At 49.2% G+C, this 13,224-nt stretch carries 13 protein-coding genes; 4 read left to right on the top strand and 9 right to left on the bottom strand.

The window, feature by feature from the left end:
- Positions 1–84: 84 nt before the first annotated feature.
- The 7 genes from Q1B04_RS08815 to Q1B04_RS08785 all read right to left on the bottom strand — a co-directional run bounded on the left by Q1B04_RS08815 (position 85) and on the right by Q1B04_RS08785 (position 4,936).
- A complete protein-coding gene (locus Q1B04_RS08815; protein WP_299758210.1) occupies positions 85–1,491 on the bottom strand; it encodes a CsgG/HfaB family protein in 1,407 nt (468 codons plus the stop codon).
- 52 nt (positions 1,492–1,543) lie between these two features.
- Positions 1,544–1,972, bottom strand: a complete 429-nt coding sequence (locus Q1B04_RS08810; RefSeq protein ID WP_299758208.1) for a curli production assembly/transport component CsgF — start codon at positions 1,970–1,972, stop codon at positions 1,544–1,546.
- Positions 1,973–2,007: 35 nt separating this feature from the next.
- Positions 2,008–2,520, bottom strand: coding sequence for a CsgE family curli-type amyloid fiber assembly protein (locus Q1B04_RS08805; RefSeq protein WP_299758206.1), 513 nt, complete (start codon positions 2,518–2,520; stop codon positions 2,008–2,010).
- 170 nt (positions 2,521–2,690) lie between these two features.
- Complete coding sequence (locus Q1B04_RS08800) at positions 2,691–3,107, bottom strand: response regulator transcription factor (protein ID WP_299758203.1); 417 nt, start codon at positions 3,105–3,107, stop codon at positions 2,691–2,693.
- A gap of 14 nt (positions 3,108–3,121) precedes the next feature.
- Positions 3,122–3,946 carry a sensor histidine kinase gene (locus Q1B04_RS08795; RefSeq protein WP_299758200.1) on the bottom strand — a complete coding sequence of 275 codons (825 nt, stop codon included), beginning with the start codon at positions 3,944–3,946 and terminating at the stop codon, positions 3,122–3,124.
- Positions 3,947–3,950: 4 nt separating this feature from the next.
- On the bottom strand, positions 3,951–4,607 hold the full coding sequence (locus Q1B04_RS08790) for a hypothetical protein (RefSeq protein ID WP_299758197.1): 657 nt from the start codon (positions 4,605–4,607) through the stop codon (positions 3,951–3,953).
- A complete protein-coding gene (locus Q1B04_RS08785) occupies positions 4,607–4,936 on the bottom strand; it encodes a hypothetical protein (RefSeq protein WP_299758195.1) in 330 nt (109 codons plus the stop codon). The genes Q1B04_RS08790 and Q1B04_RS08785 overlap by 1 nt, the downstream gene beginning before the upstream one ends.
- A gap of 241 nt (positions 4,937–5,177) precedes the next feature.
- On the opposite strand from Q1B04_RS08785, the gene trxA reads away from it, so the two are divergent.
- On the top strand, positions 5,178–5,483 hold the full coding sequence (gene trxA / locus Q1B04_RS08780) for a thioredoxin (protein WP_299758192.1): 306 nt from the start codon (positions 5,178–5,180) through the stop codon (positions 5,481–5,483).
- Between the two features lie 86 nt (positions 5,484–5,569).
- Here trxA and Q1B04_RS08775 read toward each other — a convergent pair whose 3' ends face one another.
- Together Q1B04_RS08775 and Q1B04_RS08770 are read right to left on the bottom strand one after the other, a co-directional pair.
- On the bottom strand, positions 5,570–6,949 hold the full coding sequence (locus Q1B04_RS08775; protein ID WP_299758189.1) for an ATP-binding protein: 1,380 nt from the start codon (positions 6,947–6,949) through the stop codon (positions 5,570–5,572).
- Positions 6,939–8,321 carry a sigma-54 dependent transcriptional regulator gene (locus Q1B04_RS08770; RefSeq protein ID WP_299758186.1) on the bottom strand — a complete coding sequence of 461 codons (1,383 nt, stop codon included), beginning with the start codon at positions 8,319–8,321 and terminating at the stop codon, positions 6,939–6,941. Before Q1B04_RS08770 ends, Q1B04_RS08775 begins: the two co-directional genes overlap by 11 nt.
- A gap of 293 nt (positions 8,322–8,614) precedes the next feature.
- Between Q1B04_RS08770 and Q1B04_RS08765 the strand changes: the two genes are divergently transcribed.
- From Q1B04_RS08765 to Q1B04_RS08755, 3 genes are all read left to right on the top strand, one after another.
- Positions 8,615–9,865 carry an efflux RND transporter periplasmic adaptor subunit gene (locus Q1B04_RS08765; protein WP_299758183.1) on the top strand — a complete coding sequence of 417 codons (1,251 nt, stop codon included), beginning with the start codon at positions 8,615–8,617 and terminating at the stop codon, positions 9,863–9,865.
- A gap of 112 nt (positions 9,866–9,977) precedes the next feature.
- Positions 9,978–10,700, top strand: coding sequence for an ABC transporter ATP-binding protein (locus Q1B04_RS08760; protein WP_299758181.1), 723 nt, complete (start codon positions 9,978–9,980; stop codon positions 10,698–10,700).
- A 102-nt stretch (positions 10,701–10,802) separates the two neighbouring features.
- Entirely contained in the window at positions 10,803–13,211 is a 2,409-nt protein-coding gene (locus Q1B04_RS08755) for an ABC transporter permease (protein ID WP_299758178.1), read from the top strand.
- Positions 13,212–13,224: the final 13 nt, after the last annotated feature.

The raw sequence follows: 13,224 nt of genomic DNA, 5'->3' as shown, positions 1-13,224 counted from the left end.
TTTTATAAATAAATATCTCCTATATATAAAAACCCAAGGCCACATAATTGCAGCCTTGGGTTTTTATATAAGGTGAGATGAGTTTTATTTGTAAAGGCCTAAATAGAAATTGATACCGACTTTTCCGGTCCAGAAGTAGTCGTTAAAGCGGCCTTGTTCTACTTCGTCAAGGTCGTCATCCAGCAGGTAGGAGCTTGCAATGCTAATATCAAGACCGAAGTTTCTTGTCAGGAGGTATTCCACCCCGATGCCGGCCTTCACATAAGGGTTAAACCCGCTGTCGCCGAAGCTGTCAAAAATATCGCTGAACCCGCTGCCTAATACCAGTCCGCCCCCACCTACCTGCACATATGGCGTATAGCGTAATTTCGGAAACATCAGGTAATTCAGGTTTATCTCAGCATAATTAATATTTGCCTGAAAACCATTGTCAGTGGATAGCGTTCCTCGGCCCAGCCGTAGATCCATACCAATATTTTGCCTTGAGCTGATCTTCAGGCCGGCCTCTCCCATGAACTTAAACTGCGGATCCGGGAAATCACCTTTATAATACATAGCTCCTGCTGCGCCGGCAATACCTACCAGGCTGCGTCGCTCCGCCATCAGGTTGCCGTGAATATCGCTATTAAGCACATCTTCTTTTTCCTGCAGGTAGGCCTGCACCACTTCAGACTCCAGGTCGGCTTTGTTTTTAGGCCGCCAGTATCCTGCCAGCATCCCTTCTATCACCATACTTTGCACAGCCTTGTCTATGGCTTCTTTCACAGCTATTTCAGAAGGCTCATTGTAAGTAAAACCGGTTTCGGCTTCTAAGAGGCGCTTAAAGTGCACGTACCGGAAAACCCCGAAATCAACTGACTGTGAAAGCACGGTTTTGGAAGTATAAACTGTTTTAAGGATCTCTCCGGTGCTTGTGGAAATGGCTCTCAGGTATACCGTTACTTTATCTTCGCGGTACTGGCCGGAGCCACCTGCACCAAAATAACGTAAGCCTGCGCCGCCTGTCACCACGTTGGCATCGTAAGAAATGATGCCTCCCTCTAGTATGATGCCTGCAAATAGCAGCCCTGGCAAATTTGGCTCCTTCTTACCTGTCATGGCTTCAGACTCGGCACGGGTAGAGCGTATAATTTTACGTTCGTTAAGCAAATTACCCAAGTTTTCGCGCTCTATGGTGGTAAACCACCCGGACTCCTCCAGTGAATTGATGAGAATGGTAGTGGCTCCCTGAGTTACTGCAGTAGACCAGCTTGTACCTATTTCGGAGGGTTTATACTGCCCTGTCTGGTCTCTGAATTTGTACACAGCCGCTACCACCTTCTGCTGCGGCTCTGGCAGGTTTACCAGGTCCTGGTAAGCGGGCGATGGCACCCCGAGGGTGGCTTTAGAGCTTTGCATGGGCTGCTGAAAGTATGGCGAGCAGCTTTGCACAAGACAAAAACCCAAAAGCAGCAAAGTATAATAGGCGTAGTTGTAAAGCTTATTGATCATAACAAAGGGTGAGGGAGGTGTAGGTTATTAGCAGAACAGGCAGCGGGTAATTTTAATAGTATGGTATGGTAACGGAGGTGCGGTTCCCGGATGTTATATCCACAATATTTATACTGATACCGCCGGGTCCTTCCGTTACATCAATTTGATAGTCGCCTACCGTGTAGCTGCCCGGCGTAACGCCATCTTCCCCAAACTGCTTAGAGATCAGGTTACGAGAGAGTTCATTCAGGATCTGACGGTTCAGGTTGTTCTTGAAATCTTCCATCGGGTCACGGTTGTAAGCCGACCCGCTTTCGGCATCCGGGTCTTTTAGCTTATCCTGTGCTTGGGCAGAATTTTGCATCCAGGAGTAGTTATAGGGATTACCTCCAAAAGCAGGATTTTTTGGAGTATAAACCATATCCTGTGCTTGCACATTACCCAGATTACCAGCAAGAAGTAAAACAAACGCTATTAGGGTGTAAATAACATTTTTCATAGAAAGGTATGTAATGAGTTTTATTCAATTTGTATTTAAAAAACCTCCCTTTGCTGCTGCCCTTCTGCCTCCAGCTGTTGCTGAAGCTGGTTTCGGGCAAGATATTCATAGAGTGCACCTGCCACGTAAATAGCCGTTTCCTCTATCACATCGTACCTGGGCTGCAGCTGCTGCTCAAAGAGTAACTCATCGTTTAAAGCAACCTGAATCAGGGCACCGTTGCCGCGTGTTGGACGCTCCTTTATAAGTATGGTAAAGTTTTTGGCTGCTGGCGGCGCCTCCCATTGCCGATGGAAAACTTCGTAAAAATCCCGCCCGATTTTGGTGATAGTTTCATCTACAATCAACCCATCCACCTCCAGGTCGGCTGATCTGCGTATGGCTTCCTCAAACTGGTTTGGCTTTTGGTTGATGTCTTGCTCTGCCTTAGTAGTATCTTGTGGCATGGGTTTCTCCTGCGCCTCTGCCTCTAGCGATAACAACAGTGCAAAGCAAAGTATGATACCTGCTATGGATTGCCGCCACTTATTTACCCAACTAGATTTCAAACCAAAGCACATGAATTAATATTAAACTAACATTATATAGGCTTTATACTTAACAACAGCAAAAAAGTTTATATTTATATCAAAAAATTAAAACTAAAAACATAGCTACTAAACAAAAAAGCCTGGCTCTTTAGAAGCCAGGCTTTGGAAGTATAAAACGTCGGGTTTTGCTAAAAAGACTCTATCTTGATTCCGGATGAAAAATAGCCATTACCAGCTTTTACGGCTTGTAGCGCTTTCCGCAGTTCTTCGGGCTCAGAGTTTTTAAGCAAGTAGCCTTTAACCCCTTCATCCAAGAGGCTTTCTACTAATGCTTCGTCCCCGTAGGTGGACATGATCAGTATATTAACGTCTGGATATTTGGAAAGCAGGTAACGGGACGTGGCTACGCCATCCATTTCGGGCATCTCCAGGTCCAGCATAATTACATCGGGTAAGTTAGACTCTATCTTCTCTAGCAGCTCAGAGCCATTGCTGGCGTCTGCCACTAATGTAATCTCATCAAAAGCCTTCAACAGCTCCAGAACCCCCTTCCGGAACAAGTTGTGATCATCGGCAATAGCCAATGTAATAGGCTGGTACTCCATGGGCAGTAACAGGTTTAGGGTTTAGTGGTTGTATGTGTTAATTCTGGCAATGCAGTTGGTATAGAAATATCGGCGGCAGTGCCGCCACCGGGTGAAGAGGTGATGCTGATGCTACCATTCAGAAGTGCAGCACGGCTTTGCAGGCTCATCAGGCCGACTCCGCCAGTTAGATCCTGCTGCTGCTCCAAAGCTGCCATATCAAAGCCTATACCGTTGTCTTTGTACTGCAGCCGTGTTTCTGTTGGGTTAAACCCCAGTGCTATTTCAACCACACTGGCTTTAGCGTGTTTTATGGTATTGTTAAGCAGCTCCTGCACCATACGGTACAATAACAATTCGTGTTGTGGTTTAAGGCGTATACTTTTATCGTTATAATTGATTATCAGCTCAATTTGGCCGGAGGCGGCTAAAGTCCTGCGCAAGGCATCTAACGCTTTAGCAAGTCCCATTTTCTCTAACACCACCGGCATCAGGTCGTGGGAGATGCGGCGCACGCTGCCCAGCACCTCATCCAGCTGCTGCTTCATACCCTCAGCGCTAGTGAGCAGTTTTGTATCTTTCGCCTCTACATTGCTTACCATTTGGTACAGGTTAAGCCGAATTAAAGCTAGCATGGCTCCTACCTCATCGTGCAGGTCGCGGGCTACGCGGCGGCGCTCGTCTTCCTGCGCCTGAAAGGTGGCCTCCAGCACCTGCTGCTGCTTTACCGCCTGCAAGTTGCGTAGATGCTCCTGGTGCTGCAGCATTCGCCGCTGGTAATGCACCACAAACACAATGATACCCACTGCTAAAACCAGCATAACAGGCGTGATAAGTATAAGTGGGTCCAGTGTTTTCATGGTGTTAAGATGAGCGTTTCATGGCCAGCATCAGTACGATTCTGATAAAGATATTGAGCACCAGCAGGACTGTAATGCACATACGCGCCGCATCATAAGACTCTGCCAGCGCCTTATTAAACATACTATAGGCAACGGCTATGCCTGCCTCATAAATAATCAGGCCGCTGCTCAGCAAAAACATCGGGTCGCGGTCCAGGTAAGTATACTTCAGCTCATTGGCTGTTTGGTAAAAGTACATGACTGCCATAGAAATCATTGCCGCCCCGCCGAATAAGCGTGGCATTGAGTTCATTTGCGTAATCCCCTCTCCCCATATCACATTGGAGATGGTACACACAAAAAAAACAGCCGTGGCAACTACTATCCCTTTCTTGGCAAGCCTGTTGTTAAGGTTATAGTAAAAGATGGCGGCGATCAGGGTAAACTCTACCGGCGTAGATATATGGCTTAGCCAGATATTATTATCGGTGCCCAGGTAAACTGTTAGCTGCCCGGCCAACTCGGTTAGAGCTACAAAAGCAGTGTAGAGCAGAAGCAGCTTGAAAAGGAGGCTGCTCCGCTTCGTGATCAGGAAAGCACCTACAAGAAGAGGAATCCCGATGCTGATAGAGGATGCCTCCACCAACCAGGGATATACTTTCCGTAAGTAAAACTCCATTAGCCGTTCAGTTCACTCAATACGCAGTCTGGAGGGCAAATTTTGGATCTGTCAGCAATTGTTCCCTCTACCATGTCTTCTCCTTCGGCGTTTGCGCCTACCAGCACAATCTGGCGTTGCCCTTCTTCATTATAAGCATGGTACATTCTTATACCCATACAGCCTTCCTGGTCCAGTATCTGCTGCAGGATTTCGCGCCCGAAAAAGTGGCATTTAATTAGCTGTCCGTCTTCCTTGTCTGGGGCAGCTTTATCACGATAGTTTTTTGTCCAACTGGAGGCTGTGTTTAAATCTATTGCAGCGCCTTCTGTTCCGTCAAGTTTTGCCATAAAGAGTATGAGTTGTGAATTGGGTTTAAATATAGGCAATTTCTAATTTAGGAGCAGTATAAGCGAAGCCTAAGTTTTTAAAACACAGCTTAATCGCAAGCAACCATACTTGTTTTAATCAGATTAGCAGGCTTGAAAAAAGCAAGTGAAGGTAAGTTTAGTTTGATACTGTTACTTTTGAAGCAAACAGTACGATGCTGCAAAGCGTATTATCATCAAGTTATACTTAACCGATACCGTTATGGCAAAAAAGTCTTTTCAGGAACTGATCAACAGCCCGGGCATGCCCGTTTTAGTCGATTTTTATGCCGATTGGTGCGGCCCATGCAAAGCAATGACTCCGGTGGTGCAGCAGGTAGCTGGCCAGTTTAACGGCAAGTTAAAGGTGGTAAAGGTAAACATAGACAGCAATCAGGCGGCCGCCTCTCAGTTTAAGGTACAAGGGGTGCCTACGTTTATACTTTTCCATAAAGGCCAGCAAGTATGGCGGCAATCCGGGGCTATGCCGGCGCAGCAGCTAACGCAGGTAATTCAGCAGTATGTATAGTTTATACTTCTGAGTTTCTAGGCGAAGCGTTTACATCTGAAAGCCTGCTCTTTTTAATGCTTAAGCACATTTTTAAGCTGATGCGCTTAGGCATTGCTTCTTTTAAGACTTAGGCTGAAAGTGGTTTCGCCGGGCCGGCTGTGCACCCGGATGGAGCCTCCGTGCTGCCGCACAATTTGCTTGGAAAGGCTGAGGCCAATGCCGGAACCTTGCTTTTTGGTAGTATAGAAAGGTATAAAAATCTTATCGAGCACATCGTTGGGTATACCAGGGCCATTGTCTGTTACATCTATGCGCAGCTTGTCGCGCTCGGTTTCAGATATAAAGGCCACCACTTCTACACATGGCTCTTCATGCTTTTTCTGGCAGGCCTCCACACCGTTTTTTATCAAGTTGATTAACACCTGCTCCAGTTGCTCCGCATCGGCCAGCACCTCTGTTTTTTCGTCGGGCAGGTACATTTTCAGGCTTACCTGCTGCTGCTCTGCTTGGCGCAGCAGTAGCGTGTGCACATTCCGTAGCAGCTCCACCACCCGCACCGGCCGCAGCTCAGAGACGGGTAAACGCATGAGGCGGCGGTAATTCTTAACGAAGTGCAGCATGCCGGCGCTCCGCTTTTCGATGGTTGTCAGGCCAGCCTTCATATCCTCCAGCACCTCTCCGTCTATACTTTCTCCTGCTGCATGCTTGGCCATAACCTCCTGCTCCAGCAGGTTATTTACCGTGCTTGCCAACGACACTACCGGCGTAACAGAGTTCATGATTTCGTGCGTTAGCACCCGGATTACTTTCTGCCAGGTCTGCAGTTCCTGCTCCTCCAGCTCCGACTGTATGTTCTGCAGCGTCACGATTTTAAGCTGCTGCCCCTGCGACAGCAGCTCGGTGGCATTCAGGTTTAGCAGCAGCTGCTGTTCATTGCGGTGCAGGGTAACCAGCTTTTTCTCCTCGTGGCCAATTGTATACAGCGCCTGCACCAGCTCCGGGCTAACCCGCTCCAGCGAACTGATATGGCGTAGGTGCGGCACGTGCAGCAGCTCTTTGGTAACGTGGTTCACCAGCTGCACCTCCCCCTCCTCATCAAAAGAAAGTATACCTACGCCTACCTGCTCCACAATAGCCTGCAGGTAGTGGTAATGCGCCTGCCTTTCAGTTTTTACACGCTGAAAGGCTTCTGAAATATCATTGAAACTCTGGTAAAGCTCACGGTAAGAATAGTGTGTGCCCTCGGTGGCGAAGCGTTGGGTAAAGTCGGAGTGGCGGATAGATTGTAGAAAGCTGCTGATGTCCCGGTTGGTGCGCTCTACAAAATGGATGAGGTCGTATAGCTGAAACAGAACAAGCAGGAACAGCACCAGCGCTGTCATGTACCAATCGGTGCGGTAGAGCACCAGCATGAGCAGCAGCACTACGGCCACCAGCAAAAGCAGGCGCAGCAGCAGCCTTACACGAAACCCGCTATAAACCATGCTTCTCTATTCTGCGGTACAGGGCTGTGCGCGTAATACCCAACTCCTTGGCGGCGTGCGTAATGTTGCCCGAGTGCTTCACCAGTGCCTTCTGCACCATCATTTTTTCGAGCGCCTCTAAGGTATAATCATTGTCGGCTATACTTTCAAGAACCTGCTGCTTCTGGTGCTCCTCTTCGTTGGGGGCAAAGTAAAAATCCTCCGGATGCAGTTTGTTGCCGTCGCAAAGTATAACCGCACGCTCCACGGCATGGTCCAGTTCGCGTATGTTGCCTGGCCAGCGGTAGCTGTTCAGGCGTTGCAGGGTGTCAGCGCTTAAGTGCAACTCCGGGCGGTCATACTTCTGGCGATATACTTTGAGGAAATGCTCGGCAAGTAACTTAATATCCTCGCGGCGCTCACGCAAAGGCGGCAGGTGAATCTCAACGGTGTTTATGCGGTACAGCAAATCCTGGCGGAAGGAGCCGTCGCGCACCATGTCATAAAGCGGCATGTTGGTAGCGCAAATCAGTCTGATATCGATGGGGCGCGGTTTGTTGGTGCCGAGGCGCACTACCTGTCTGCTTTGCAGCACCGTCAGCAGTTTAGCCTGCAGCGCCAGCGATAGGTTCCCGATCTCATCCAGGAACAAGGTGCCGCCGGAGGCAGCCTCCAGCCTGCCCGCTCGATCTTCTTTGGCATCGGTAAAAGCACCTTTGGCATGGCCAAACAACTCGCTCTCAAACAAGGTGGTGCTGATGGCCCCCAGGTCAACAATCTCAAACACTTTACCGGCTCTCTTACACTTGCGGTGCAGCGCACGTGCGGCCACTTCCTTGCCGGTTCCGTTCTCGCCAAGTATAAGCACGTTGGCATCGGTGGCGGCAACTTTGTCGATGGTCTGGTAGACGCGCTGCATGGCCGATGATACGCCTATGAAGCCATCGTAATGGTACGCAGTGTTTTCCCGCTCGGCCTTTTCGGCGCTGCGCTTTGTTTCGGAGCTTCGGTTTTGGCAGGCGGTTTTGAGTATGGCCACCAGCTTCTCGTTCTGCCAGGGCTTCAGCACAAAGTCTGATGCTCCCTCCTTCAGAGCGCGCACGGCCAGCTCAATGTCGCCATAGGCTGTCATTAAAATAACGGTTGTTTTAGGCGAAAGCTGCAAAATCTGCTTCAGCCAGTGAAAGCCTTCTTTGCTAGAGGTGGCGCCGGTGCTATAGTTCATATCCAGCAATACTACATCAAAAGCGTGCTCTTGCAAAAGGCTTGGAATCCGGTAGGGGTCTGAGGTCGTAACCACTACTTCAAAATGCTGCTTCAGAAGCAGTTTGCCTGCCATCAGAATATCTTCCTCATCGTCTACCACCAGTACTTTGCAAGGCATTTTACTCATAGTTTTAAGTTGATTTGAGCGCGGATGTATATGTAAAACTACGTTTTTTCTGTGCAATATGCCATGCTTCCCGCTAAGTATAACACACAGGCTACAAAGTTCATACTTTTCAGCCTGTCTGTTGTTCGGTACAGGACACTCATGTGTACGGAAGCGGACAGTATAGACATAGTTGAATTTCTATACATTATCATAATACTCTATTAATCAACAATTTAAACAAAATGGCACACTAATTGGCAAGGCATAAAATGAAACTATGAAATCCTGAACCTATACCTCAATTTGCTACCATGGATCGCGTAATCGAAAAGAAGAAAGTAACGCCAAAGAAAATTGCTCTTATTGCTGCCGGAGCACTGCTACTGGTGCTGGTGCTGTATAACCTGCTGTTTGCCGGGCACAGCTCTAAGCTGAACGTAGACAGCAAGCGCATTACAGTTGGGCAGGTTAGCGAGGGAATGTTTCAGGAGTTTATTGCCATAGACGGCACGGTGGAGCCTCTTAAAACTTTTTACCTGGATATTACCGAGGGCGGACGTGTGGAGAAGATTTATACCGACGATGGCCGCATGGTAGAAACCGGCGATACTATTTTAAAGCTATCCAACACTACCCTGCAAATAGACTTTATGACCCGCGAGACACAGCTGTACGACCTGATGAACGAGCGCCAGAACTCTGAGATCACGATGAAGCAGGACCTGATCCGGAAGGAAAACGACCTGGCGGAGATAAAGTACCAGCTGGCACTGGCACAGCGCAAGTATGAGCGCAACAAAATGCTGATCGAGGAAAAGGTGATAGCACGTGAAGAGTATGAGTCGGCCAAGGATGAGTATGATTACCTGAACACCCGCAGGACCCTGGCAGAGCGCTCTGTAAAGCAGGACGCCCAGCTTATGAACGACCGCCTGAAGCAGCTGGACGAGTCTATCCGCCGCATGGAGACAAACATCAACATGGCCCGCAACACCCTGAACAACCTGTATGTAACGGCTCCTTTTACCGGGCAGCTATCCACCCTGAAGGCAGAGGTAGGTGAGTCTAAAGCGCCCGGGGAAAACATTGGCCAGATCGACGACCTGAACGGCTATAAAGTAAAAGCGAACATAGACGAGCACTATATTTCCAGGGTACACCCCGGCCTTAGCGGTACCTTCGACTTTAACGGCAAAAGCTACCAGGTAACAGTGGTAAAGGTGTTTCCGGAGGTTCAGAACAATACTTTTCAGGTAGATATGGAATTTGCGGAGGGTGCACCCGAAAACATCCGGCGTGGCCAAACCCTGCAGGTGAAGCTCAACCTGAACGATGGGGCACAGGCGGTGCTGTTACCGCGCGGCGGCTTTTACCAGAGCACCGGCGGCAATTGGATATTTGTGCTGAACGAGTCAGGAGGTTACGCTGAAAAGCGCAAGATTAAACTTGGCCGCCAGAACCCGAACTATTACGAAGTGCTGGATGGCCTGCACCCCGGCGACAAGGTAGTGCTATCATCTTACGACAGCTACGGCGAAATAGACCAGCTGGAACTTAAGTAAGTTACTGATAGATATTCATTGTTTCTCGACTATAAACCAGCAATCAACAACTGACAAGTAACGCACCATTAGTACAAGATAAAACTATAAGAACTTTTCAACATCAACAACCATGAGTATGCAAGAACTAATCATCGACACGCAGAACCTGCAGAAAAAGTATGTTACCGACACTGTAGAGACCACGGCCTTGGCTGGCGTGGATCTAAAAATCAAACGCGGGGAGTTTGTAGCCATAATGGGCCCATCGGGTTGCGGCAAATCCACACTGCTTAATATACTAGGCATGTTGGATAGCCCATCTGCCGGCAGCTTTAAGTTTTTGGGCCAGGAGGTGGCCAATGTGTCGGAACGCCAGCGGGCAAAACTGCGCAAGCAGAACCTCGGCTTCGTGTTCCAGAGCTTTAACCTTATTGATGAGCTGACCGTGGAGGAGAACATTGCTTTGCCGCTGGCTTACCTGGGCTACTCCAAATCTGAAACCGAGAAGCGCACCTTGCAGGCCATGGAGCGCATGGGCATTGCGCACCGCCGCAACCATTTCCCGCAGCAGCTGTCTGGTGGCCAGCAGCAGCGTGCCGCCATTGCCAGAGCAGTGGTTTCGGAGCCAGCGCTTATACTTGCCGACGAACCTACCGGTAACCTGGACTCTGTGCATGGCCGTGAGGTGATGCAGCTGCTTTCAGAGCTTAACGATGCCGGCACCACAGTTGTCATGGTAACGCACTCACCTACCGATGCTGAGTATGCACACCGTATCGTCAACCTTTTCGACGGCCAAATCGTGACAGAGAACCTGAACGTGAAGCGCCACGCTGCTGCAGAGCTGCTATAGCGGTTCTCACGCAAACACTCCTAGCATGCTTGGTGCTGTAAGTGTTTGCCCCCAAGTATACATTCATGTTGCGCCAGTATATCCTAACCGCCAACTAAAACTATGTTTAACAATTACTTTAAAATAGCTATCCGCAACCTGCTGCGGAATAAGGTATACTCCTCCGTCAATGTTGCGGGGCTAGCTATTGGCGTGGCTTCGTGTATACTTATCTTCCTTTATGTTCAGGACGAGCTGAGCTATGAGAGCAACTTCAGCAACAAAGACCGCATAGCCCGTATTGTAGGCGAGGTGGTGTTTGAAGGCCACAAAGATGAGTTTGCTGTTACTCCCCCGCCGCTGGCGTCCTTCCTCCACGAGTTTTCAGATGCAGAGGCTGTAACGCAGTTTAACCGGGTCGGGAAGCAAACCATCTGGTATAACAACCAGACCTTTTCTGAGGAAAACTTGATTTTTGCCGACAGTGCCTTTTTTAAAGTATTTGATTACGAGTTGCTGGCCGGCAACCCTACCACTGCGCTGGATGCCCCACAGACCATCGTGCTGACAGAGCAGTTGGCTGAGAAGATCTTTGGGGGAGCGGAGCAGGCCATGGGCGAGGTACTGAAGTTTAGCCGCGACTCCTACACCGTTACAGGCGTATACCGCGATCTGGGGCACTCCCACCTTAATGCCTCCGGCCTTTTATCCAAAGCCACGCAGGATGCCCGCACCCCTATTGAAGTACGCAACAACCAGTGGTTCAACATGAACAACTATACTTATGCGTTGCTGCCCGATGCTGCCCAAATACCTACGCTGCAGAAACAGGTGGATGCTTTGGCCGAAAACCGCGTAAACCCCTGGATAAAGGAGAACAAACTGAACGCCAAGATGAATTTTATTGTGCAGCCGCTACAAGACATTCATTTTGATACGCGCTTTCAGCATGACATTACCCCGCACGGCAACATCTCTTATGTCTATATTTTTGCAGCTGTGGCCGTGTTTCTGCTGCTGATTGCAAGTATAAATTACATGAACCTGGCCACTGCCCGCTCTGCCAAACGCGCCAAAGAGGTAGGGCTTCGCAAAGTGGTGGGTGCAGAGCGCAGCCAGATTATCCGGCAGTTCCTGGGAGAGTCGGTGCTGCTTACGCTTGTTGCAGTACTGCTGGCGCTGGCGCTGGTGCAGGTCTTTATCCCGAGCTTCAACAACCTCACTGAAAAGAACTTCTCCTCCGGCTTTTTTATGCAGTGGGAATTCCTGGCAGTAATCGTGGCGATTATAGTGCTGGTAGGTGTGGTAGCCGGAAGCTATCCGGCCTTCTTTTTATCAGCCTTCAAACCAGCCGAGGTACTGAAGTCTGAAAAGCAACCAAAAGGCGGAAGCGCTACGCTGCGGCGGGCACTGGTGGTGTTGCAGTTCAGTATTTCGCTTATCATGATCATCGGCACCATTGTCGTTTTTACCCAAATGCATTACCTCAAAAATTCAGACCTGGGCTTTGATAAACAGCAGGTAATGGTAATTGACGTTCCGGGCGGCGACTCAACCCTGGTGCAGCGCCTGCCAATCATCAAACAAAAACTGTTGCAGAACCCTAACGTTCTGCAAGTGTCCAACTCCTACAGCATACCTGCCGAATCCACGAACCGCACGCTTATGCTGATGGAGCAGAACGGTAAAATGGTGGAGAAGACAATAGATGTCATAGCAGTGGATTATGATTTTATACCACTGATGGGAATTGAGCTGGCAGCAGGCCGTAACTTTTCGAATGATTTTAAGACAGACCAGAAGAGCGGCATTATTATAAATGAGGCGGCGGCCAGGTGGCTGGGCTGGAGCGAACCGATCGGTAAAAAAGTAGAAACAGGCGAAGAGGCTGTTATCGGGGACAACAGCGCCAGAATTATAGGCGTGGTAAAAAACTTCCACATGTCTTCGCTCCATACCGATGTGCAACCGCTGGCAATAAGGCTTTTCCCTAAGTCGCCGGGTTATTTGTTGGCTCGCATCGCTCCTGAAGACCAAGCCAGCACCATCAGTTTTATAGAGCAGCAGTGGCGCATATTTGACCAGCGGCACCCGATGGAATACTTTTTTATGGATGAGTTTTTTAACCGTCAATACCACTCAGAGGAGAAGATGCTGACCGTTTTCGGGTACTTTGCCGGCCTCACTATTCTCATCGCTTGCCTTGGCCTTTTCGGGCTGGCCTCCTTCACCGCCGAGCAACGCACAAAGGAAATCGGCATCAGAAAGGTGCTGGGTTCCTCCACAGGCAATATTGTGTTGCTGTTATCCAAAGATTTTGCCCTGTTGGTACTTATCGCTATTTTGGTTGCCACTCCTGTTGCCTGGTACGGCATGAGCAGGTGGCTGCAGGACTTCGCTTACCGCATAGACCTCAGCTGGTGGATTTTTGCGGTGGCCGGTCTGCTGGCCCTGGTCATTGCGCTTGCAACGGTTAGTTTCCAGGCTATAAAGGCTGCCTTGCTTGATCCTGTAAAAGCTATCCGAACTTAAAAACGAACGAACC

Source organism: uncultured Pontibacter sp. (assembly GCF_947495565.1).
In the GTDB taxonomy this organism is placed as follows: domain Bacteria; phylum Bacteroidota; class Bacteroidia; order Cytophagales; family Hymenobacteraceae; genus Pontibacter.
This window is presented reverse-complemented; position numbering and strand designations above follow the sequence as displayed.